Here is a 20,477-nt window from a genome sequence, read left to right on the forward strand (position 1 = left end):
TCCATGTACCGGAAGGGGAATTATTTATGAGTCTGAGTGTTATAGGGTTTCTAACAATACTGGTAATTGTCGCCCTGCTGATCAGCGGGAAGGTCACTCCGATTGTCGCAATGGTGATTCCGCCCATTCTCGGTGCTTTGATAGCAGGATTCACCTTCTCAGAACTGGGGACTTTCTTTAATGATGGGATTGCCACGGTCATCTCGGTCGCCGTCATGTTCATCTTCGCCATCATCTTCTTCGGCATCATGCAGGATGTGGGCCTGTTTGACCCGATCATCAGTAAAATGGTGGCTTGGTCGAGGGGAAATGTCATCCTTGTCAGCATCGCAACGGTCCTGATTGCCACAATCGCCCAGCTGGACGGATCGGGGGCCTCAACATTCCTGATCACGATCCCCGCCCTTCTTCCGCTCTATAAGCGGTTGAAAATGAACCCATACCTCCTGCTTTTGCTGGTCGGAGGTTCGGCCGCAATTATGAATATGCTTCCGTGGGGAGGTCCTCTTGGCCGTACGGCTTCCGTCCTCGGCATGGACGTTACGGAACTTTGGCAGCCTCTGATTCCGATCCAGGGCATCGGCCTCGCACTGATGATTGTACTGGCCGTCTTACTCGGCATGAGGGAACAGCGCCGTATCATCAAGATGTATGGCTCTCTCGAAATTGCGGCCACGATTGACATGACCGCTGATGAAGTTGTCCCGGACGGCCAGGAGACAACGGGAGCGGAAAACTTCCTGGCCCGTCCGAAACTGCTCTGGGTCAACGCAATCCTGGCCATTGCCATCATCGCCCTGCTCATGTCGGGCATCATCCCGGCCGGCCTGGCCTTCATGATCGGTGTCGCCATCGCCCTGCCGATCAACTTCCCGAACACGAAAGACCAGATGGACCGGATCCGCGCACACGCACCGGGCGCTCTGACGATGGCCTCCATCATCCTGGCAGCCGGGCTGTTCCTCGGAATCCTGAACGGGACGGGCATGCTGACTGCCATCGCGACAGATGCGGTCAATATCCTGCCGGCCTCCGTCGCGCCTTATCTCCATATCATCATCGGTATTCTCGGTGTTCCATTCGATCTGCTTCTCAGCACGGACGCCTACTACTTCGGCCTGTTCCCGGTTGCCGAACAGATTGCGGCGACATACGGCGTACCTTCGCTGTCCACCGCCTATGCGATGATCATCGGGAACATCGTCGGGACGTTCGTCAGCCCGCTCGCGCCTGCCGTCTGGCTCGCGCTTGGCCTTTCCGGCCTCGAGATGGGCAAGCACCTTCGCTACTCCCTTTTCTGGATGTGGGGACTCAGCCTCGTGCTCTTGTTCATCGCTGTCCTGATGGGCCTCATCCAAGTTTGATATCACACAACCCGCTCCGAATCCGGAGCGGGTTGTTTTTTGTGTGACTGAGTATCAGAATTGCACGCTGAAGCGTTTAAACCGGTGAGTGCCCGTGCCGAACCTGACGAGGTCCCGATACCGCAGTTCCCTGACTGCTGATCGGACTTCTTCCAGAATCTGCGGGTCCAGCCCCACTGTGTTATGGGAACCGAAGATCCTTTTCACGCCGGGGATTTCCGCAATGCGCTCCAGTGAACGGACCAGATCTTCCGGGCTGGTGGTCGGATAAAACGCATAAACCGGCGTTTCATCGTACAGCAGGTCCCCTGTGAACAGATAACCCTTTGTCTCATCATGGATGGTGATGTGGCCCGGCGAGTGCCCGGGAGTATGATAGATTCTAAGCACCCTGCTGCCAAGGTTGAAAACATCCCCCTCTTTCAGTGTGCCTGCAGGAGTTCCCCGGAACGGACGATAGGTTTCCGGGTCAAAGCCGGAAGGGGTCGGAATCGTGATGTCTCGGGTCATGTCTTTCCTGATCTGCTCGTCAGTCCGCCCTTTAATCCCATTGACGATCCAGTCCAGCTCCTCTTCGTGAACGTAAACCGTATCGAACTGACCATGGCTCCCAATATGGTCTGCATGGACATGAGTCGTCAGCACTTCAACCGGCAGCTCTGTCAGCTGGTCCGTAATCCGCCTGATGTTCCCGATTCCGAGCCCGGTGTCAATCAGGATTGCCGTCTCCTGACCGACCAGTAAAAATGAATGCACTTTCTCCCAATGGCCGTATTCGCTGATGGCGTATGTATCGGAATCGATCTGCTGAACGGTGAACCAGTCATCCCGGATCATGCCGTCTTCCCCCTTTTAACCAATAACAACTGGGTTTCCTTGGTTTTTCAATGCCGCCAGTACGCTCAGGGCGGCCAGATAGCTTGTTTTCGGATTACCCGGCATAGGCTGGTTTTCGATGGTCGCCGTCATGCTTCCGAAACTTCCCTCCGCTTCGATTGTGTGGGTGTTCCGCTTCACGGACGGATCCGCGATCACTCTGACTCCCGTCTTTTCCGTTCCGATGCCGGCGAGCGACAGGGCGAGTGCAACGTTCACGTTTTTCGGAAACTGTTGGATCGCCTCGCCTGCCGGGCCATCAAACAGCGGCTTTTCTTCACGGATTCCTTCAAGCCCGAGTGACGCAGGTGATTTCCGAGTAGTGATCGTCACCTTTTCCAATCCCCCTGTGGCATTGGCCGATTTCAGCAGATCCAGCCCTCCGACCGCTCCGGACGGGAAGTGGACGGTGCACCCATTCTTTCTGGCGGTTTCCCTGGCTTGCTCCAGAAACCCGGCTCCCGCAAATGCGCCTATGCTGCTGACGATCAGGTCTTTTTCATTCTCCAGAACCGGAACCGCATAGGCGGCTGCCACTTCCACTGCGGCGGCCTCGACGACAATATCTATGTCCGAACTGATGAATGATTCAAAATCCTGATAAAAGCGGGTCTTATACTGCTGTGCCAGCTGCTCACCGGCCGTCCGATTGCGCCCGAAGATGGAAGTGACGATTCCCTCGATCTGTTTTTCTCCATTGATGATCTCTAGCAGGTAGTTTGCGATGTTTCCTGTTCCCATGATGCCGATGTTCAAAAGAAATCCCTCCTCAAAAAAACGTCCCCAGGGTTCAGTTTCTGACCGCCTGAACCTTCGAAAGAAGCGGGCGCCCATTGTCCCAGATGACATTGACCGGAATGCCGAAAAACTCGGACATGCGGTCCCTTGTGACAAGCTCTTCCGTGGCACCAGCATCAAAGACCTGCCCTTCCTTCAAAAGAAGGGTCTTGTTGAAGGCCGGCAGGATCTCCTCGATATGGTGTGTGACGTATAGGATCGTTGGGGCGTCCGGTCTTTCTGCAATCCCCCTGATCGATTCCAGCAGTTCCTCGCGGGCCAGGAAGTCGAGCCCGTTTGTCGGCTCGTCCAGGATCAGCAGTTCCGGATCTGCCATGAGCGCACGCCCGATCAGCACCCGCTGTTTCTCCCCTTGTGACAGCGTATCATACCGGCGGTTGGCGTATTCAAGGCAGCCGAGTTCTTTGAGGATGCCGACGCCCTTTTGGTCAATCTCTTCTGTTGTCTCCTCGTACAGACCGAACGAGGCGTACGCGCCGCTCAGGACGACTTCATACGCATTGTCCCCCGGCTCGAGCTTTTGCTGGACCAATGAAGAGACAAAGCCGATCCTTTTGCGCAGCCGCTCCGCCAGATACGTCTTTCCGAACTCCATCCCGAGCACACGGATTGTGCCTTCCGTCGGGAACAGATAAGCATTGATGAGCTCGAGGAGCGAGGTTTTCCCTGCTCCGTTCAGCCCGTATAGCACCCAGTGATCCCCTTTTTGGACTTTCCAATTGATGTCTTTCAAAATCCATTTCCCTTCCCGCTTACGGGAGACGTTCTTCATCTCGATGATCATGGCTTCACCTTCTTAATGTTCTGACTATATTGTACACCTGATTGTACCTAGGAAAAAGAGGCCCCACATCGGAGCCTCTTTTCGTCATTCATTCAGATTCAGTGTTTTCCCCTTGACCATGAAGATGATGTTCTCGGCCATGTTTGTGACATGATCACCGACCCGCTCGAGGTGGCGGCAGATAAAGGCCAGCTGGGTGATCTGGTTCACATGATCCGGGTTCCGGTGCATATAGCCCATGAGTTCCTGGATCAGCCGGCCGTATGCCTCGTCGATGGCGTCGTCTTCCTTCGCAAGTTCGAATGCGAGGTCGATGTCCTCGAGATCGTAGGCATCAAACGCTTTCCGGAGCATGACCTGCACTGCATCCGCCATCTTCGGGATGTCGATGATCGGCTTGATCAGCGGTTCATCACCGATGTGAAGGGTGGATTTCGCGATGTTCACCGCGAGGTCGCCGATGCGCTCCATATCGGTCGAAATTTTGAGCGCGACGATGATTTTGCGCAGATCTGTCGCAACAGGCTGCTGCTGGGTGATCAGCTGGATCACCTTCTGGTTGATTTCCTCATCCAGCGCATTGATTTCAGCGTCTTTCTGCTTGACCGCATTGGCGAGCGTCAGGTTTTGGGCCTTCAGTGCTTCCATCGAATCTCCGAGCTGCCGCTCCGCGAGATCCACCATCCGGAGCAGAGTGCCTTTCAGCTCTTCCAGTTCCGATTCGAACGTCTTCCGTACATTTCCCATATTCCTCAACTTCGTGTCCCCCTTCTTAGCCGAACCGGCCGGATATATAATCTTCAGTCCGCTGGTCGGCCGGGTTCTGGAAAATCTTATCTGTTTCATCGAACTCGATAACTTCCCCGTTCAGGAAGAACGCCGTTTTATCCGAGATCCGCGCGGCCTGTTGCATGTTGTGCGTCACGATGATGATCGAATAGTTTTCTTTGAGTTCCTGGACGAGCTCCTCGACTTTCAGTGTCGAAATCGGGTCGAGGGCGGATGTCGGTTCGTCCATGAGAATGACGTCCGGCTCGATCGCCAGTGCGCGGGCGATGCAGATCCGCTGTTGCTGGCCGCCCGATAGCGAGTAGGCGTTCGTGCTGAGGCGGTCTTTGACTTCATCCCAGATTGCCGCGCCGCGAAGGCTCTGTTCAACGATTTCATCAAGGATCTTTTTGTTTTTGATGCCGTGGATGCGCGGTCCGTAGGCGATGTTGTCATAGATCGACTTCGGGAACGGGTTCGGCTTCTGGAACACCATGCCGACACGCGTGCGGAGTTCCTCGACCGAATACTTTGCGTCGAAGATGTTGCGGCCGCGATACAGGATTTCTCCCGATGTGCGGACACCGTCGACGAGTTCCACCATACGGTTGAGCGTCTTGATATAGGTCGACTTCCCGCAGCCCGAAGGACCGATGATCGCCGTGACTTCGTTTTCCCGGATCGGCAGGTCGATGTTTTTCAGGGCGTGGTGGGTGCCATACCAGAGGTTCAGCTGCTTGGTATCGTAGACGACCGGCTTTGCCGCTTCCCGGACCGGTGCTTCCAGAGGGCTTACGACGGTTTCGTTTTCGGTTCGGTTCATAAGTTGTACCATTCCTTTTTCTCCTCCCAGTTGTCAGTATCGCTTCTGGAATTTATTCCGGATCAGGACAGCAATCGAATTCATCAAAAGCAGGAACGCCATGAGAACAATAATGCCCGCTGAGGCAACTTGCTGGAAGTCGGCCTGCGGCCGCTTCGCCCAGTCATAGATCTGCATCGGCAGCGCCGTGAACGTATCCGTGACGCCCGTCGGCAGGAAGTGGATGATGACCGGCACGCCGATGACAATCAGCGGCGCAGTCTCCCCGATCGCACGCGACAGGGCGAGGATGCTGCCTGTCAGGATGCCCGGAATCGCGCTCGGAAGCACGACGCGGACGATGGTCTGCCATTTGGTCGCCCCCATCCCGTACGACGCTTCCCGCACGTGCTGCGGCACGGCGCGGATCGCTTCCTGGGCGGCGACGATGATGACCGGCAGGATGAGCAGGCTCATCGTGAAGCCCGCGGCCAGGATGCTGTTTCCGAGGGCGAGCGCCCGCACGAAGATCGTCAGGCCGAGAAGACCGAAGACGACGGACGGGACGCCGGCCAGGTTCGAGATGTTCATGCGGATAAAGTCGTTGATCCGGTTTTTCTTGGCGTATTCCTCCAGGTAGATCGCCGTCCCGATTCCGAGGAACATCGAAACCGGCGCGACGACCGCCATCAGCCAGAGCGATCCGACAAGGGCGGCCTTGATGCCGGCCTTGTCGGGAAATCTCGATGCGAAGTTCTGGAAGAAATCCGCGGAAAGAAAGCCGAGACCCTGGGACAGGATCCTGTAGAACAGGATACCGAGCACGAGCAGTGCCACGAGTGTCGCCATGAAGAACAAAGATTTGAAAACCGTATTCGTGATTTTCCGGCCGTCCATCCGTTTGGTGACAGATGCCGGATCGATATAGCGTTTGCCGACTCCGGGCTGCTGTTCAGTGATTCTCATCTTAGTACGCCTCCCTGAATCGTTTCGTGATGCGGCTTGCCAGGAAGTTCATCAGCAGGGTGAAGAGGAACAGCGTGAAGCCGACCGCATAGATCGAATAATAGATCGGTGTGCCGTAACCCGCATCACCCGTGGAGACCTGGACGATATAAGCGGTCATTGTCTGGATGGAGTCGGTGAAGTTCGCATCAAAGCGCGGTGTCGAACCGCCTGCAAGAGAAACGATCATCGTTTCCCCGATCGCACGCGAGGTGGCGAGGACGACCGAGGCAAGAATTCCGGAAAGGGCCGCCGGCAGGACGACTTTCAGCGCGACTTCGAACTTCGTCGCGCCCATTGCGAGTGCCCCTTCCCGCATCGCATTCGGAACGGCGCTCATGGCGTCTTCGGAAAGCGAAGCGATCATCGGGATGATCATAAAGCCGACCACGATCCCGGGACTGAGGGCGTTGAAAATCTTCAGGTCCGGAATCACTGTCTGAAGGACCGGCGTCACGAAAGTCAGGGCGAAGAAACCATATACGATTGTCGGGACGCCTGCCAGCACCTCAAGGACTGGCTTGATGACCCGGCGCGCGGTGTCCGAAGCGTATTCGCTCAGATAGATCGCGGCTGCCAGGCCGATCGGGACCGCGACAATCACGGCGATCAGTGTGATCTTGAGCGTGCCGACGATCAGCGGCAGGATGCCGAATTTCGCTTCCTTGTTGGAGAACGGCAGCCATTCGGTTCCGAAGATGAACGACAGGAGCGGAACTTGTCTGAAGAACGTCACCGTCTCAAAGATCAGCGTCGCGACAATCCCGATTGTTGTCAGTACGGAGACGCCTGCGATCAGGAAAAGAATGACCGGGATGATTTTCTCGATGACTTTTTTTCGTTTGTTGTTTCCGGCTTTGGCGATCAGTTCCTGTACGGATGCCCGTTCCCGGGTAGTCGGATTTACCATCATTTACCTCCATTTATTTGAAAACAGAAAGAAATGAGCAGCGGAGCGCCGCTCATTTTCCCTGCAGAGAGATGTTAGTCAGTTTTTGAATTCTTCAAGCTTTGCTTTTTGTTCGTCTGCCACATCCTGAGGAAGGCTGACGTAGCCGACAGCTTCAGCCATGGCGCCTGCGTTATCCAGTGCGAACTCGAAGAAGTCATAAGTTGCTGCGTTGTTCTCAAGCGCCTCGTTGCTGACGTACGTGTAGAGCGGACGGGACAGCGGCGAGTATTCACCGGATTCAATCGATTCATTTGTCGGTTCCACACCATCGATTGCGACTGCTTGGATGCTGTCCTGGTTGGCCACATAGTACGAATATCCGAAGAATCCGATGGCGTTCTTGTCGCCCTGTACACCTTGGACGAGGACATTGTCGTCTTCGGAAAGGGTAGCGTTCTGGACCATGTCTTCCTCTTCAAGGATGACTTCGTTGAAGTAGTCATACGTACCGGAGTCTGTGCCCGGGGAGTAGAAGACGATTTCTTCTTCCGGCCATTCAGGATTGATGTCGGACCATTTCTTCGTCGTGCCGTCTTCCACCCAAATTTTCTTCAGGTCTTCGACTGTCAGCTCGGTTGCCCAGTCGTTTTCAGGGTTGACGACGACTGTCAGGCCATCATAGGCAAGCAAGAATTCCGTGTAGTCGACGCCGGCTTCTTCAAGCTTCTGCTTTTCTTCGTCTTTGATCTCACGGGAAGCGTTCGAGAAGTCGGTCTCGCCGGCGATGAATTTCTCGAATCCGCCGCCTGTTCCGGATACGCCGACCGTTACCTGGACGTCCGTGCCGGTTGCGGAATATTCTTCGACGAGGGCTTCCATGATTGGCGCGACTGTGCTTGAGCCATCGCCGGAAACTTCGCCTTCAACCGCTGCTTCAGAAGACTGATCTGCAGATTCGCTTGCCGTGTCGCTTTCCGCTGCCTGTTCTTCAGTTGCTTCATCCGCTGCTGCATCTTCTTCCGCGTTTCCGCCGCAAGCGCCGAGCAGCAGAGCCGAGGAGACGACAGTGAGTCCGAGATAGTGTTTCCAGCTTTTCATGTAAATGTTCCCCCTGTTGGTCGTAGTCGTTTTGTTTACAGTCCCTACTTTAGCAACAGGTTGTTGAGGACAAATGAATTAGATGTAAATCGTTTGTAAATCGGTTCAGCCATAGGGTTAACAATCTTTACAAGCCTCATAGAAAAGGCTCAACAACAAGAAATACAGATAACACCTTCAATCTATGAGGTTAATTAATATCTAAAGGAATACCGTATCTTGTAAAAATATATATACCTTTAGAACCACCAATCGTGTACGATATAGGAAACTTTTGGATTATGAGAGAAATACTTTGAAGGTCAAATGGAAGGGCAAGCAAAAGTGAAAGAAGCCAAACGAAAGGCAGAAGAGGAAGCCAAGAAAGGATATGATACGGGAATCACATACGACCAATTGGCAAGGACTCCTGATGACTACATCGGGAAGAAAGTGAAATTCAGCGGAAAAGTCATTCAGGTTATGGAAGGTGATGGCACCACCCAAATCAGATTTGCAGTTAACGAGGACTACGACACCATTATTTATGGGAATTTGATTCCTCGATTGTTGATTCAGGAATTCTAGAAGACGATGTCATTACCATCATGGGATTATCCAGCGGGCTTCTCACTTACGAATCGACCATGGGGGCAAGCATTTCAATTCCCGGCATCATTATAGACAAAATTGAACAGTAAAGAGCAGGCAATGGTGTATGAAACAAATCATCATTGCCTGCTTTTTTTGATGTTTGCCACGCTACTGTTCCAAGTAGGTTTATCAAATCTGACCCCTTCCATCAAGACAAAATTGAACCTTTTCATAAGTCAGTGATTCGGTATGATAGGTCTTATCTCATATAGAAAAGAAGGGGTCATCATGCAGAAAACACATTCGGTTTCCGTCACACGGAACAAAACCTATGATATGATCATCACCGGCATGCTCATCGCGCTTGTCTTTACGGCGACCCTGCTGCTTAATATCAAGCTTCCGATCACCGCGAATGGCGGACTTGTCCATCTCGGAACAGCAATGCTCTTTATCTCGTCCATTTTGTTCGGCCCGAAAAAGGGCGCCATCGCAGGCGGCGTCGGGATGGGTCTGTTCGACCTGGTCTCCGGCTGGACGCTCTGGGCCCCGTTCACCCTTCTCACACGAGGCCTGCAGGGCTACATCGTCGGGAAAATCGCCTGGTCCGGCGGACGCGAAGGAAAGAGTCCGGTCTTCAATACGATTGCCGCGATTGTTTCCCTGCCGTTCATGCTGGCGGGCTACTATCTGTGCGAAGCCGTTTTGTTCAGCAACTGGATCATTCCGGTGGCTTCAATTCCGGGTAACATCACCCAAAACGTGGTCGGCCTGATTGTCGCCATCCCGGTCTGCATCGCACTCAAGAAGGTTCCTGCATTTAAATAATTGTGAAAAAGAGCGCCGTCCCATTAGGAACGGCGCTCTTTTTCTATCAGTTATGGACTGGTTCTTTTTCAGTTTCATTCAGGCCGAGCACTTCTGCTGTCTCGGAGTGGATCTTCTCGAAGAGTTCAGGGTTCTCCGAAAGGGAAATGCCGTAGGAAGGAACCATTTCCTTGATTTTCGGTTCCCATTCGCCGTATTGCTCAGGGAAGCAGCGCTCGAGAATCTCCAGCATGACATGGACCGCCGTGGACGCGCCCGGAGATGCGCCGAGAAGCGCCGCAACCGAGCCGTCCTGTGCCGTCACGACTTCCGTGCCGAACTGGAGCGTGCCCTTGCCGCCTTCCTCGGTGTCTTTGATGACCTGGACGCGCTGGCCCGCGATGACGACATCCCAATCCTCGCTTTTCGCGCTCGGGATAAATTCGCGCAACACGTCGATGCGCTGTTCCTGGTTCAGCATCAGCTGCTCGATCAGGTACTTCGTGAGCTTCATTTCCTTCGCGCCTGCGGAAAGCATCGTCAGAAGGTTATTCGGCTTCACTGATTTGATCAGGTCAAGATACGAACCCGTCTTTAGGAACTTCGGCGAAAATCCGGCGTATGGCCCGAAGAGAAGGGACCGCTTGCCATCGATGTAGCGGGTGTCAAGGTGAGGCACCGACATCGGCGGTGCGCCGACCTTCGCCTTGCCGTATACTTTCGAACGGTGCTGTTCGATGACTTCCGGATTGTTGCAGACGAGGAACAGCCCGCTGACCGGGAAGCCGCCGATCTGCTTGGATTCCGGAATGCCCGTTTTCTGGAGCAGGTGCAGGCTGCCGCCGCCTGCTCCGATAAAGACGAACTTCGCCGTGTGGTACTCCAGCTTGTTGCCATCAAGGTCACGGACCTTCACTTCCCACTTGTCGCCGGAGCGCCGGATGTCTTCGACACTGTGGCGGTAATCGACTGAGACATCCTGGCGCTGCAGGTGATCAAAAAGGACACGCGTCAGCTCGCCGAAGTTGACATCCGTGCCGGAGTCGATTTTCGTCGCGGCGATCGGTTCGTCCACATTTCGGCCTTCCATCATCAGAGGGATCCATTCTTTCAGCTTCTCCGGAGAGTCGCTGAACTCCATTCCCTCAAACAGCGGATTGCCGGACAGCGCTTCAAAACGCTTTCTCAGGAACGAGACATTGTCCTCGCCTTCCACAAAGCTGATATGCGGAAGCGGCATGATGAACTTTTCCGGATCCTGGATCAGATTGTTTTTGACCAGGTGTGCCCAGAACTGACGGGAAAGCTGGAACTGCTCGTTTACACGGATCGCTTTTTTCGTTTCGACCGTGCCGTCTTCCTTCTGGGGAGTGTAGTTCAGCTCGCACAGCGCAGAGTGGCCCGTGCCCGCATTGTTCCATTCGTTGGAGCTTTCTTCTCCCGGTTTATCCAGTTTCTCAAACACCTTGATCTTCATGTCCGGCGAGAGCTCTTTCAGCAAGGATCCCAAAGTCGCGCTCATGATACCGGCACCGATCAAAATCACATCTGTCTGCTTTTGCATGCTGCTCATGACAACCTTCCTTATCCCCTGGATTTATACTTAAATAATAGAGCTCCTGCCCAGGTGACCATCAGGCACCGGCCGGGAACAACTTATGTTCATTCTTAGCCTTTATTATAACATAGTTCGACAATTGACTTTCCTATTTCCTTCCGATTGCATACAGTGCAATTATACCTTTTTTGAATAACTGATCAGGCCTCATTGGCCGAAAAAGGAACACCCTGCGTGAAATAGCATTCAACTGTACAGAATAGAAAAGGCTTTCATCCGCATGTAACGGATGAAAGCCGATGAAATTGCACTAAAGAGGACATTTCTTACGTTCTGCGCGAAGCCCAAGCAGTGTTTATGATTACAATCAATCATTGTTGCGGTTCGCCTTCTTTACCTCAGTATCCCGCTCTTTACTGAAATCGGGCTCCTCACCGAATTCTGTGCGCAAATCCTGATTGGAAATTCTTGAGGGCCGGTCACCCGTAACCATGGTGTCCATCTCTTCGCTCGGTTTAAACAACAGACCGATACAGATCAGGGCACTGATCCCTACAAGACCATAGACCACTCTGGACAAGAAAGCATCTTGACCGCCAAATAACGCTGCAACTAAATCAAACTGAAAAAATCCAATCAATCCCCAGTTTAGCCCGCCGATAATCAATAGAGCCAGCGCAATCCGTGAAAGCACACTCATATATTGACTCCTCCTTCCTGATTCGTATTTATCCTTTACCGAAACCCATTTTTAATACATATTTAATGATAGAGAGGTGCTCAAATCATCCTCTTCATTTGAAGAGTTGGTTCGGGTCATTCTTTAAGATCTGAAAGCTCTGCAGATTTCCACCATTAACAGCTTCATGAACCTCCCAAGAAAATCAAATGGGATGCGCTGAATTTCTCATCCGCAGGAGGCCGAGTGTTCGGCCGATGACGCTTGATCCGCTTGCACTCCAGTTCACCGTAACATCCCTGCATGAGTAGTTGTGATTCACCTATAAAACAAAGTATAGTAAGCATCAAATCAAATGATCCTGATTAAGGAAGGGATGTGCAGACATGCGAATTAATAAATACATCAGTGAATCCGGAAAGACATCCAGGCGAGGTGCCGATCGGCTAATTGAAGAGGGGCGTGTGACGATCAACGGCAAACGTGTCTCCATCGGCACTCAAGTCGAGCCCGGGGATGATGTCCGGGTAGACGGGAATCCCATCCGGGTGGCCAGGAACAATGTCTATCTTGCCTTGAATAAACCTGTTGGCATCACAAGCACGACAGAAAAAAGCGTAAAAGGAAATATCGTCGACCTGGTCAACCATCCACTGAGAGTGTTCAACATCGGGCGTCTTGATAAAGATTCTGAAGGCCTGATCCTTCTCACGAATGACGGCGACATCGTCAACGAAATCTTGCGCTCCGAGAACAAGCATGAAAAAGAATATATCGTTTCAGTGGACAAGCCGATCACCCCTGAATTTCTGAATAACATGTCAGAGGGCGTCAGGATATTGGGAACGAAAACACTTCCCTGCAAGACGGAACAATTATCGAAATACGATTTCAAAATCATTCTCACACAAGGGCTGAACCGTCAGATTCGCCGCATGTGCGAAGCGTTGGGCTACCAAGTGTACCGGCTGCAGAGAATCCGGATCATGAACATCCATCTGGGCAATCTCCCGCCAGGACAGTGGAGGGATCTGTCTAAAAAAGAACGCACCGCATTATTCAGGGAACTCGACTACGAGCCAAGAGAATGGTAAGGCTATAAAAAATGATCATCGGAGTCACGCCCGGGCAATGGGACAGGTCCGATGATCATTTTTTATTTATTCTCCGTGCATGCGGTCCAACACTTGGTACTGCTTCATGTACGGTCCGTCATCCGCTACAACTGAATGGTATAGTGCCTTGATGGCCAAGTTTTTCTCCAGGCCCATTTCAGATTTGATCTTTTTTAGCTCATCATGCAATTCACGATGCTGGTTAATCAGTTTTGTCATAACGGTTTTGTTGTATCTCATCTGCTCTCATCCTTTTTAACAGCCTATTTATGATACGGCTCATTTTTCATGATCCGGAAAGCCCTGTACACCTGCTCCAATAGTATGAGCTTCATCAGCTGATGAGGGAAGGTCATTTTGGAGAAGCTGAGTTTCTCGTCCGCCCGTTTGAGGACATCGGCATGCAGGCCCAGGGATCCGCCGATGACAAACACGACTTTGCTTTTGCCGTAAGTCATGAGGGATTCGAGGTTTGACGCGAGCTCCTCCGACGCCCGTTGCTTGCCCTCGATGGCGAGTACGATCACATGGGCATCGGCGGGAATCTTCGACAAGATCCGTTCCCCTTCTTTTTTCTTTACCATTTCCATCTCCGCGTCACTCAGCTGCTCGGGTGCTTTTTCATCCGATACTTCGGCCAGCTGGATTTTCGCATAGGGACGCAGCCGTTTTTCGTACTCCTCAATGCCTGTTTTCAGATATTTTTCTTTGAGCTTTCCGACTGTAATGATTGTAATATTCACAGCTTGTCCACCTTTGCCAAATCGGTTATTCACAGGAATTATGCACATATCCACAACTGAAATCAAGATATGGTGGGCGACTGCATGTTCGATACCACATATATTGCAGCCTGTTGGCAATAATCACAGGGTGTGGATAACTCTTCGGATTTGTTGATGGTTTCCATGATCGGGAAGGCTTCCGTTTTTGCAGTTACCTCGTCTAAAGCCCGGTATATGTGGGTTTCGCATGCTTTTTTCGTTGTGTTTTCCATTCAAAAACCTCCTTTTCCACTCCAGAAAGTTATAAACATTTGCAAATAGTTATCCACATTGGTGGACAATTGCAATTATTTACGGAAAAAACACAGGCAGCCGGTTGAAATCTCACCGTGCTGCCCCTTGTGGATAGATATATTTGTAACAGTAGAACAAAATTTCAGTTATTTAGTTGCAAACTGCTATAAATTGATTTCAATGTCCATTGCTTCGCCGCTCCGGTACACCTTAAGCTTGACCGCGTCGCCCTCTTTCACCTCATTATACAAGTACTTCCGCAAGTCGATCAAATCCGCGATGGGTTCCCCATCCATAGCTGTAATGACGTCATACTGCCGGAGTCCGGCTTCCTGTGCCGCAGAGCCTTGCATCACCTGGTCCACGACCACACCCTCTGTGATGTCCTTCGGCAGGTTCAGCTCCTGCTGTTGATAAACAGCCGGGATATCCATCAGGTCAAACAGCGTGACGCCCATTTGCGGACGGCGGACTTCCCCGTGCTGCTCCAAGTCTTCGATGATCGGCACAGCGGAATTGATCGGAATGGCCAGGCCAATGCCCTCGACCGATGCTTCGGCAATCTTCATGGAGTTGATGCCGATCAGCCGGCCGTTCAGGTCGACAAGCGCGCCCCCCGAGTTGCCAGGGTTAATGGCCGCATCCGTTTGCAGGACTTCCGCATTCCAGTCGATCGACTGGTCCCCGTTCAGGTCGACCGGTATGGACCGTTCCTTCCCGGAAATGACCCCGACCGTCACTGAACCTGAAAATCCGAGTCCGAGCGGGTTGCCGATTGCGATTGCGGTCTGTCCGCGCTTCAATTCATCAGAATCTCCAAATTCAATAACATCCTGCACATCGGCATCGTCCATCTCGACCACTGCCAGATCGGTCCAGATATCTGTGCCAAGCAGCTTGCCGGGCACCTTCGTGCCGTCTTCCAGCGTGATTTCGATTTGTGATGCATCTTCGACGACATGGTTGTTCGTCACGACATATGCTCTGCCTTCCTCCTGCTTGTAAATCACACCTGATCCGACGCCTGCCGGAACGGTCTCCTCCGCGCCGGTCCAATAGTTGCCGGCAGTCTGGAGATTGGTCACGCCGACAACCGCTGCAGATGCCTCATCAACCGCTCCAACGATTCCTTCCTGCAGTTCAAGGGCCGCATCAGGCGCAACGTCGTCCTTCCCGTTTCCGTCTTTTGCTGCCGTTTCCGCATCGGCAACGGTATTGACGTTGCTCTCGCCTTCCGCTTCCTGTTCCGGAGAAAGACAGCCCTGCAAGAGAAGCGCCGCAGAAAGTATTCCGACCGCACCGATATAACGAAGTCCGATCTGGCGGTAATCCCGTTTACCCATCCAACCAACACCCTCTCCTGAAAATATCTACTGTCCTTTAACCTACCCGTTTCGGGCAATTTGAACACAGAGCGTATTTGCTGGTGTAAATAGCGGTGTTAAGAAAAAGGGCGTGAGTGAAAGGAAACTGTCCCGAATGTTTAAGAAAGCGGCGCCCATTGTTAAGAAGACAGACCTGAGTGTTAAGCAAAACCCGACACCCCGCCACAATGAAAAAACCGCCCCGCAATGGGACGGATATGGTTTAGACTGTGACCAGCTCGGTCGGCGCTTCCGCATCAGTGTCATACAGATGCACAAATTCGCCGGGCCGGATGCCGCATGTTTCAAGCGTCTGCGAAACGCTCAGCCTCGCAAGGTCTTTCATATTATTGTCTTTCGACAGGTGGGAAAGATAGATGCGTGTTTCCTTCTGCCCCACCACTTCGCTCATCGCAACCGCCGCATCTTCATTCGATACGTGGCCGACATCGCTTAGGATGCGCCGCTTGACGTTCCACGGGTAACGGCCCATCTGAAGCATGCCGACATCATGGTTGCTTTCAAAGACGAATGCGTCCGATCCGGAAATCCAGCCCTTCATCCGGTCGCTTACATAGCCGGTGTCGGTAATCAGGGCAAGCTTGCGGCCGCTGTCATGGAACACATAGAACATCGGGTCAGCCGCGTCATGCGAAACGGCGAACGACTGGATATCCAGGCTGCCGAACGATTTCACCGCTTCCATATCAAAAGTGAAGCGCTGGCCGACCGGAATGTCTCCGACCAGGCCGTCCATCGCTTTCCAAGTCTTTTCGTTAGCATAAATCGGCATGCCATACTTCCTCGCCGCCACGCCCAGTCCCCTGATATGGTCGCTGTGTTCGTGCGTGACGAAGATGCCGTCGACCTGCTTCATGCTGCGGCCGATGCCGCCGAGGAGTCCCTCGAGCTTTTTGGCGCTCAAGCCGGCGTCAACAAGAAAAGCATGGTCGTCATTTTCTATATAAATGGAATTGCCCGTACTGCCGCTGGCCAATACACTGAATCTCACGTTTCGGCCTCCTACTCTTCTACTCTTCTACTCTTCTTCTTCGGTGTCTGGTTCGGAAAGCTTATCGAGGATTTTGCCGTTCACTGCGTTGATGAAGTGGTCGGCATTAGTCCCATCGATCAATTCTACATGAATATGCCAGGTCGGGACAAACACTTGCGTTTGAGTCAGCTCGACAAGCGGGGAATAGCCCAGCTCTACATCCGTGACATTGGTACCCGGCTTGATAGCTTCAGACCGGGAAAGCGCGCTGATTGCCTGGAGTGGAGAGTAGAGGCTTTTCTGCTCGTTGATTTCCTTCAGGTTGTGAAGCATGGTCTGCTCGTATCGGATAGCCTTCCGGTCTGCATTCCAATGCACGGTCAGTGTCGAGTTCTCATTGTAAAAGATCGTGTTGCCGTCAAATGTTTGGAAAAAGGTTGCCGTCCGCTCTTCCTCGTCCACTTCCCAGAGGGTGTAATTCTTGCCGTTCGTCACATATTTCTCAAGGAACTCTTCAAACTCCAGCTTGCCTTTGCTGTTTTCCAGGCCAAATGGTTCCTCAAGCTCTGAAATGAGTGTGTGCCCTTCCACGATCTTAAGTGCCTGGCCGGATAAATCCCTTAATTCCATGAGACTGACAGGCTTCAGCTCGCCGGAAACACGGAAGGCTTCCTTGGTCTCCGGGAGGTCTCCGTAAGTGATGTCATCTCCGCTCAGCCGTTCTTCGATGCTCGTTTCACCGAGCACCTCGTAGTTTTCATACTCATTTGTCCGGTTCATATACAGCGAGAACAGGAAAACATTCAGGATGGCGAACACGACAATGAAAATGGTCTTTGTCTTACTCCAGTCCACCCCTGCCACCTCCTGTACCGGCATTGTTCACGGGATGCCATTCCCCATTTTCCTCATAGAACCATTCCGGCTCCAGTGTATACAATGCTTCTTCACCGCGCTGGATAAGCTGGAGATGGTATCCCCGGACAATGTCATCGACTTGATTAAAATCAACTTCCGGGTCTGTACGGAGTCCTTCGGCCACGGCTGTACCGGCCGGAAGGCGCTTTTCCGCATTTTCCGGGGTAGGTTCACCCAACTGGTAATAAGGTCGTGCATAACTGGAGATTTGGCCATTGCCCCAAATCTGGGTAATCTCAGTCAATGTCATCTCGCTGAAGACAGGGTATCCCTCTACCACCATCCGGTATTTGATCTGTTTGCGCAGCGGATCCATCGACGAAAGGACGAATTCATTGGTCCAGCCGCCATGTCCGTTGACAAAGTCCAAACTGTCCATGAGCAGTTCACTTGGGATCGAAACCCCCTCGCTGTCGCTCATCCGCGTATTATTGAATCTCAGCGTCTTCATCTCTGTGTCAACAATCATCTGCCGCTCGATATCATGGTATTTTTCCGAGTGTTCGCCTGTCTTAACCTGCTTGACCAGGGTGGTGTCCGGGAACAGCACTTTCTTGAAGCGGGAAGGGCTGACTTCCTGCTGGAAAAAGGTCATGTTGCTGACAGATGCGCTTGTTGCAGGCAGATATAGCGTCATTGCCGTTTCCCGCTCGACCGCTCCGTAAGGCTCCAATCCTTTGGCCCCCGCCAGCAGATCATTGAGCTGTTCAGGTTCAACTCCTGTAGCTTGGGCTGTAAATCTTCGTCCGCCGTCTTTTCCGATAAAATGGATAAGCCCGATATCTGACTGTGTTTCAATGACGATCTGGCTAAAGCTGGCTTCCGTCGTCACCGAATCAGCAAACCGGAACAGACTGTCCGCAACCCCGAACGGAATGGGAGAACGGAAAAAGAGCGTGACAGTGTTGGGCTGGCTGATGATGTCATCGGCTTCTTCCATGGTGACTTCCTTGTCGGCCTCCGTCAGGTTCTGGAACGACCACGTCTTCATAAAGTCCATCAGCTTTCCGATGTCCTCTCTGCCCGTTGTGCCGGTGACGCCGTCTTCTGACATGGCAATCAATTTATAGGGAAGGATCACATCGCCGAGTTTTTGTTTTTCCGAAATGGTTTCAACAGCCGGCGCCTGTTCGATCGGCTGATAATTGGTCCGGAATGTCCAGATCGAGAATGTCAGCGACACACTGAGGAGGATGAGCAGAATGAGGACTGCCGATTTGATATGCTCTACATATTTCAATCCCATTCACCCGCCTCTTCAACTTCAAATGGAAGTGTGAAGAAGATAGTCGTGCCTTTGCCTTCCTCACTCTCCGCCCAGATGTGGCCGCCGTGGGCCTGAATCATTTCCTTGGCGATGGCGAGGCCGAGGCCCGTTCCGCCCATTGCCCGGGAGCGGGCTTTGTCTGCGCGGTAGAACCGCTCAAAAATCCGCTTCACATTCGCTTCCGGAATGCCCATCCCTTCATCGGAAACCGCTATTTTAATATGATCATCTTCCGGCTGCACAGTGAACCTGACATTGCCGCCGTCCGGAGAGTACTTCAGGGCGTTTGAGATGATGTTGTCGATGACCTGGGTCATCTTGTCCATGTCGAGCTCCGTGTACAGCGGACCCGGCGGAATCTGCCTGATAAACTGGACGTCTTTGGACTTCATGAGTTCAAACCGGTCAATGATCCGGTGGAAGAATTTCACGAAGTCGACAATATCGGTGTTCAGCTCATACTCCCGGCTGTCCATCCGTGACAGCTGAAGAAGATCCGTGACGAGGCGGATCATCCGCTCTGTCTCGGTCTGTGTGACGTGCAGGAAGGAAGGGGCAATCTCCTCGTCCTTCCACGCACCGTCCGCCAGCGCCTCCAGGTAGCTCCGCATGGAAGTGAGAGGCGTACGCAACTCATGACTGACATTCGAAACGAATTCACGGCGTTCCATTTCAATTTTCTCCTGCTCGGTGATGTCATGCAGGACGACAATCAGCCCGTTTACAAATCCGGTTTCTTTCTGGATAACCGAGAAGTTCGCCCGCAGGATGTATGGCCGCACCTCATCACTGAAGTCGATTGTGAGCGGCTCCTGCATATCGACAAAGTCTTCAAAGGTGTGCTCCGCCTCAAGGCCGAGCACAGCCGGCACTGGGCGGTTCAGAACATGTTCACGGGGAACGCCCAACATATCGAGCGCCGTGTCGTTGATCAGAATGATGCGCCCCTTCCGGTCGGTCGAGATGACGCCGTCTGTCATGTTGGAGAGAACCGTGGCAAGCTTCCTGCGTTCGGATTCGGTTGACGACTGCGCCTCCTGAAGACGGGTTGTCAGATGGTTGAATGCCTTCGCCAAATCCCCGATTTCATCCTGGCCGTACACCCGGACCTTCCGGGCGAAGTTCCCTTTCGCCATGGCGCTCGCCTGCCTGGTCATATCGGCAATGGGCCGGGTGATCGTCTGGGCGAGGAGAATGCCAAGAATCACGGTGATCCCGAGTGAAAATATCGTTCCCCCTGCGAGAATCTGGTTGATGTCATTGATTTGTCCATACACCTTCTCGATGTTCGACTCGGTATAAATCGAGCCGATCACTTCGTCTCCGGACATGATCGGCTTCGCCAGCACCCAGATCCTGCGCTGGGACTCATTCAGGGAGATGCTATCGAATGAGCCACCAAACTGAATCGAATTCCTTACAAGTTCATTCACCATAAGCTGGTTGATCAGTTCATTGTTTTCATATTCGGATGTAGCGAGAATCCGCATCTTTGGATCGATGATCCTCACTTCGAGAATGTCATCCGAGGAAAAGCCATCAAGGACCGCGCGAAGACTTTCCTCGGGGGAAGGGTCTTCACCGGTCCTCTGCCGTGTCATTTCTTCCCTGACGCTGAATTCCAGGAGATTCACCCGGTCCTCGATGGACTCCTCAAAGTTCTTTTTCAGCGTCTCTTCAAGTTCCTGTGCAAAGTAGATGCCGATGACCTGCATGGCAATCAGGATGAGAAGAACGTACATGAGGACGAACTTCAGGTGAATGGACCGGAAAAAGCCGACTTTCTGCATGAGGCG

Annotated in this window: 22 protein-coding genes; 4 read left to right on the forward strand and 18 right to left on the reverse strand. The window is 52.6% G+C overall.

The annotated features are described in order from the left end of the window. The first annotated feature begins 26 nt into the window (after positions 1-26). Positions 27-1,364 (forward strand): CitMHS family transporter, encoded by a 1,338-nt coding sequence (locus KHA84_RS02545; RefSeq protein WP_213421879.1) that lies wholly within the window; start codon positions 27-29, stop codon positions 1,362-1,364. 54 nt (positions 1,365-1,418) lie between these two features. On the opposite strand, the gene KHA84_RS02550 is transcribed toward KHA84_RS02545, so the two are convergent. The 8 genes from KHA84_RS02550 to KHA84_RS02585 all read right to left on the reverse strand — a co-directional run bounded on the left by KHA84_RS02550 (position 1,419) and on the right by KHA84_RS02585 (position 8,387). Then, positions 1,419-2,201, reverse strand: coding sequence for an MBL fold metallo-hydrolase (locus KHA84_RS02550; protein WP_213421881.1), 783 nt, complete (start codon positions 2,199-2,201; stop codon positions 1,419-1,421). A 15-nt stretch (positions 2,202-2,216) separates the two neighbouring features. After that, the gene (gene nadX / locus KHA84_RS02555) at positions 2,217-2,996 is read right to left on the reverse strand and encodes an aspartate dehydrogenase (protein WP_213421883.1); all 780 of its coding nucleotides are present in this window, start codon (positions 2,994-2,996) and stop codon (positions 2,217-2,219) included. A gap of 34 nt (positions 2,997-3,030) precedes the next feature. Next, a complete protein-coding gene (locus KHA84_RS02560; RefSeq protein WP_213421884.1) occupies positions 3,031-3,822 on the reverse strand; it encodes an ABC transporter ATP-binding protein in 792 nt (263 codons plus the stop codon). Between the two features lie 84 nt (positions 3,823-3,906). Beyond that, a complete protein-coding gene (phoU, locus tag KHA84_RS02565; RefSeq protein ID WP_213422011.1) occupies positions 3,907-4,569 on the reverse strand; it encodes a phosphate signaling complex protein PhoU in 663 nt (220 codons plus the stop codon). Between the two features lie 25 nt (positions 4,570-4,594). Next, positions 4,595-5,413, reverse strand: coding sequence for a phosphate ABC transporter ATP-binding protein PstB (gene pstB / locus KHA84_RS02570; RefSeq protein ID WP_419465576.1), 819 nt, complete (start codon positions 5,411-5,413; stop codon positions 4,595-4,597). Positions 5,414-5,446: 33 nt separating this feature from the next. Next, on the reverse strand, positions 5,447-6,289 hold the full coding sequence (gene pstA / locus KHA84_RS02575; RefSeq protein WP_419465577.1) for a phosphate ABC transporter permease PstA: 843 nt from the start codon (positions 6,287-6,289) through the stop codon (positions 5,447-5,449). 70 nt (positions 6,290-6,359) lie between these two features. Then, a complete protein-coding gene (gene pstC / locus KHA84_RS02580; RefSeq protein WP_213421891.1) occupies positions 6,360-7,307 on the reverse strand; it encodes a phosphate ABC transporter permease subunit PstC in 948 nt (315 codons plus the stop codon). A gap of 78 nt (positions 7,308-7,385) precedes the next feature. Beyond that, a complete protein-coding gene (locus KHA84_RS02585) occupies positions 7,386-8,387 on the reverse strand; it encodes a PstS family phosphate ABC transporter substrate-binding protein (protein WP_213421893.1) in 1,002 nt (333 codons plus the stop codon). Positions 8,388-8,711: 324 nt separating this feature from the next. Between KHA84_RS02585 and KHA84_RS02590 the strand changes: the two genes are divergently transcribed. Both KHA84_RS02590 and KHA84_RS02595 read left to right on the forward strand, forming a co-directional pair. Then, positions 8,712-8,954: a hypothetical protein gene (locus KHA84_RS02590; RefSeq protein ID WP_272875231.1), complete on the forward strand. Its 243-nt coding sequence runs from the start codon at positions 8,712-8,714 to the stop codon at positions 8,952-8,954. A 294-nt stretch (positions 8,955-9,248) separates the two neighbouring features. Continuing rightward, positions 9,249-9,788 carry an ECF transporter S component gene (locus tag KHA84_RS02595; RefSeq protein ID WP_213421895.1) on the forward strand — a complete coding sequence of 180 codons (540 nt, stop codon included), beginning with the start codon at positions 9,249-9,251 and terminating at the stop codon, positions 9,786-9,788. A 46-nt stretch (positions 9,789-9,834) separates the two neighbouring features. Here KHA84_RS02595 and KHA84_RS02600 read toward each other — a convergent pair whose 3' ends face one another. Together KHA84_RS02600 and KHA84_RS02605 are read right to left on the reverse strand one after the other, a co-directional pair. Beyond that, a complete protein-coding gene (locus KHA84_RS02600; protein ID WP_213421896.1) occupies positions 9,835-11,340 on the reverse strand; it encodes a malate:quinone oxidoreductase in 1,506 nt (501 codons plus the stop codon). 352 nt (positions 11,341-11,692) lie between these two features. Next, on the reverse strand, positions 11,693-12,025 hold the full coding sequence (locus KHA84_RS02605; protein ID WP_213421898.1) for a DUF378 domain-containing protein: 333 nt from the start codon (positions 12,023-12,025) through the stop codon (positions 11,693-11,695). 365 nt (positions 12,026-12,390) lie between these two features. On the opposite strand from KHA84_RS02605, the gene rluF reads away from it, so the two are divergent. After that, positions 12,391-13,098 carry a 23S rRNA pseudouridine(2604) synthase RluF gene (rluF, locus tag KHA84_RS02610; RefSeq protein ID WP_213421900.1) on the forward strand — a complete coding sequence of 236 codons (708 nt, stop codon included), beginning with the start codon at positions 12,391-12,393 and terminating at the stop codon, positions 13,096-13,098. Positions 13,099-13,164: 66 nt separating this feature from the next. Here the strand turns inward: rluF and KHA84_RS02615 are convergent, their stop codons facing one another. From KHA84_RS02615 to walK, 8 genes are all read right to left on the reverse strand, one after another. After that, positions 13,165-13,359: a hypothetical protein gene (locus KHA84_RS02615; RefSeq protein WP_213421902.1), complete on the reverse strand. Its 195-nt coding sequence runs from the start codon at positions 13,357-13,359 to the stop codon at positions 13,165-13,167. 23 nt (positions 13,360-13,382) lie between these two features. Next, the gene (gene rlmH, locus KHA84_RS02620) at positions 13,383-13,862 is read right to left on the reverse strand and encodes a 23S rRNA (pseudouridine(1915)-N(3))-methyltransferase RlmH (protein WP_213421904.1); all 480 of its coding nucleotides are present in this window, start codon (positions 13,860-13,862) and stop codon (positions 13,383-13,385) included. A gap of 62 nt (positions 13,863-13,924) precedes the next feature. Then, positions 13,925-14,116, reverse strand: a complete 192-nt coding sequence (locus KHA84_RS02625; RefSeq protein WP_213421906.1) for a CxxH/CxxC protein — start codon at positions 14,114-14,116, stop codon at positions 13,925-13,927. 186 nt (positions 14,117-14,302) lie between these two features. After that, positions 14,303-15,481, reverse strand: coding sequence for a S1C family serine protease (locus tag KHA84_RS02630; RefSeq protein WP_213421908.1), 1,179 nt, complete (start codon positions 15,479-15,481; stop codon positions 14,303-14,305). 244 nt (positions 15,482-15,725) lie between these two features. Further along, positions 15,726-16,514 carry an MBL fold metallo-hydrolase gene (locus tag KHA84_RS02635; protein ID WP_213421910.1) on the reverse strand — a complete coding sequence of 263 codons (789 nt, stop codon included), beginning with the start codon at positions 16,512-16,514 and terminating at the stop codon, positions 15,726-15,728. A 27-nt stretch (positions 16,515-16,541) separates the two neighbouring features. Beyond that, positions 16,542-17,351 (reverse strand): two-component system regulatory protein YycI, encoded by an 810-nt coding sequence (locus KHA84_RS02640; protein WP_213421911.1) that lies wholly within the window; start codon positions 17,349-17,351, stop codon positions 16,542-16,544. Further along, the gene (locus tag KHA84_RS02645; protein ID WP_213421912.1) at positions 17,338-18,660 is read right to left on the reverse strand and encodes a YycH family regulatory protein; all 1,323 of its coding nucleotides are present in this window, start codon (positions 18,658-18,660) and stop codon (positions 17,338-17,340) included. Before KHA84_RS02645 ends, KHA84_RS02640 begins: the two co-directional genes overlap by 14 nt. Then, on the reverse strand, positions 18,651-20,471 hold the full coding sequence (walK, locus tag KHA84_RS02650) for a cell wall metabolism sensor histidine kinase WalK (protein ID WP_213421914.1): 1,821 nt from the start codon (positions 20,469-20,471) through the stop codon (positions 18,651-18,653). The genes KHA84_RS02645 and walK overlap by 10 nt, the downstream gene beginning before the upstream one ends. Positions 20,472-20,477 lie beyond the last annotated feature (6 nt).

The organism is Bhargavaea massiliensis (assembly GCF_018390575.1).
GTDB lineage: Bacteria > Bacillota > Bacilli > Bacillales_A > Planococcaceae > Bhargavaea > Bhargavaea massiliensis.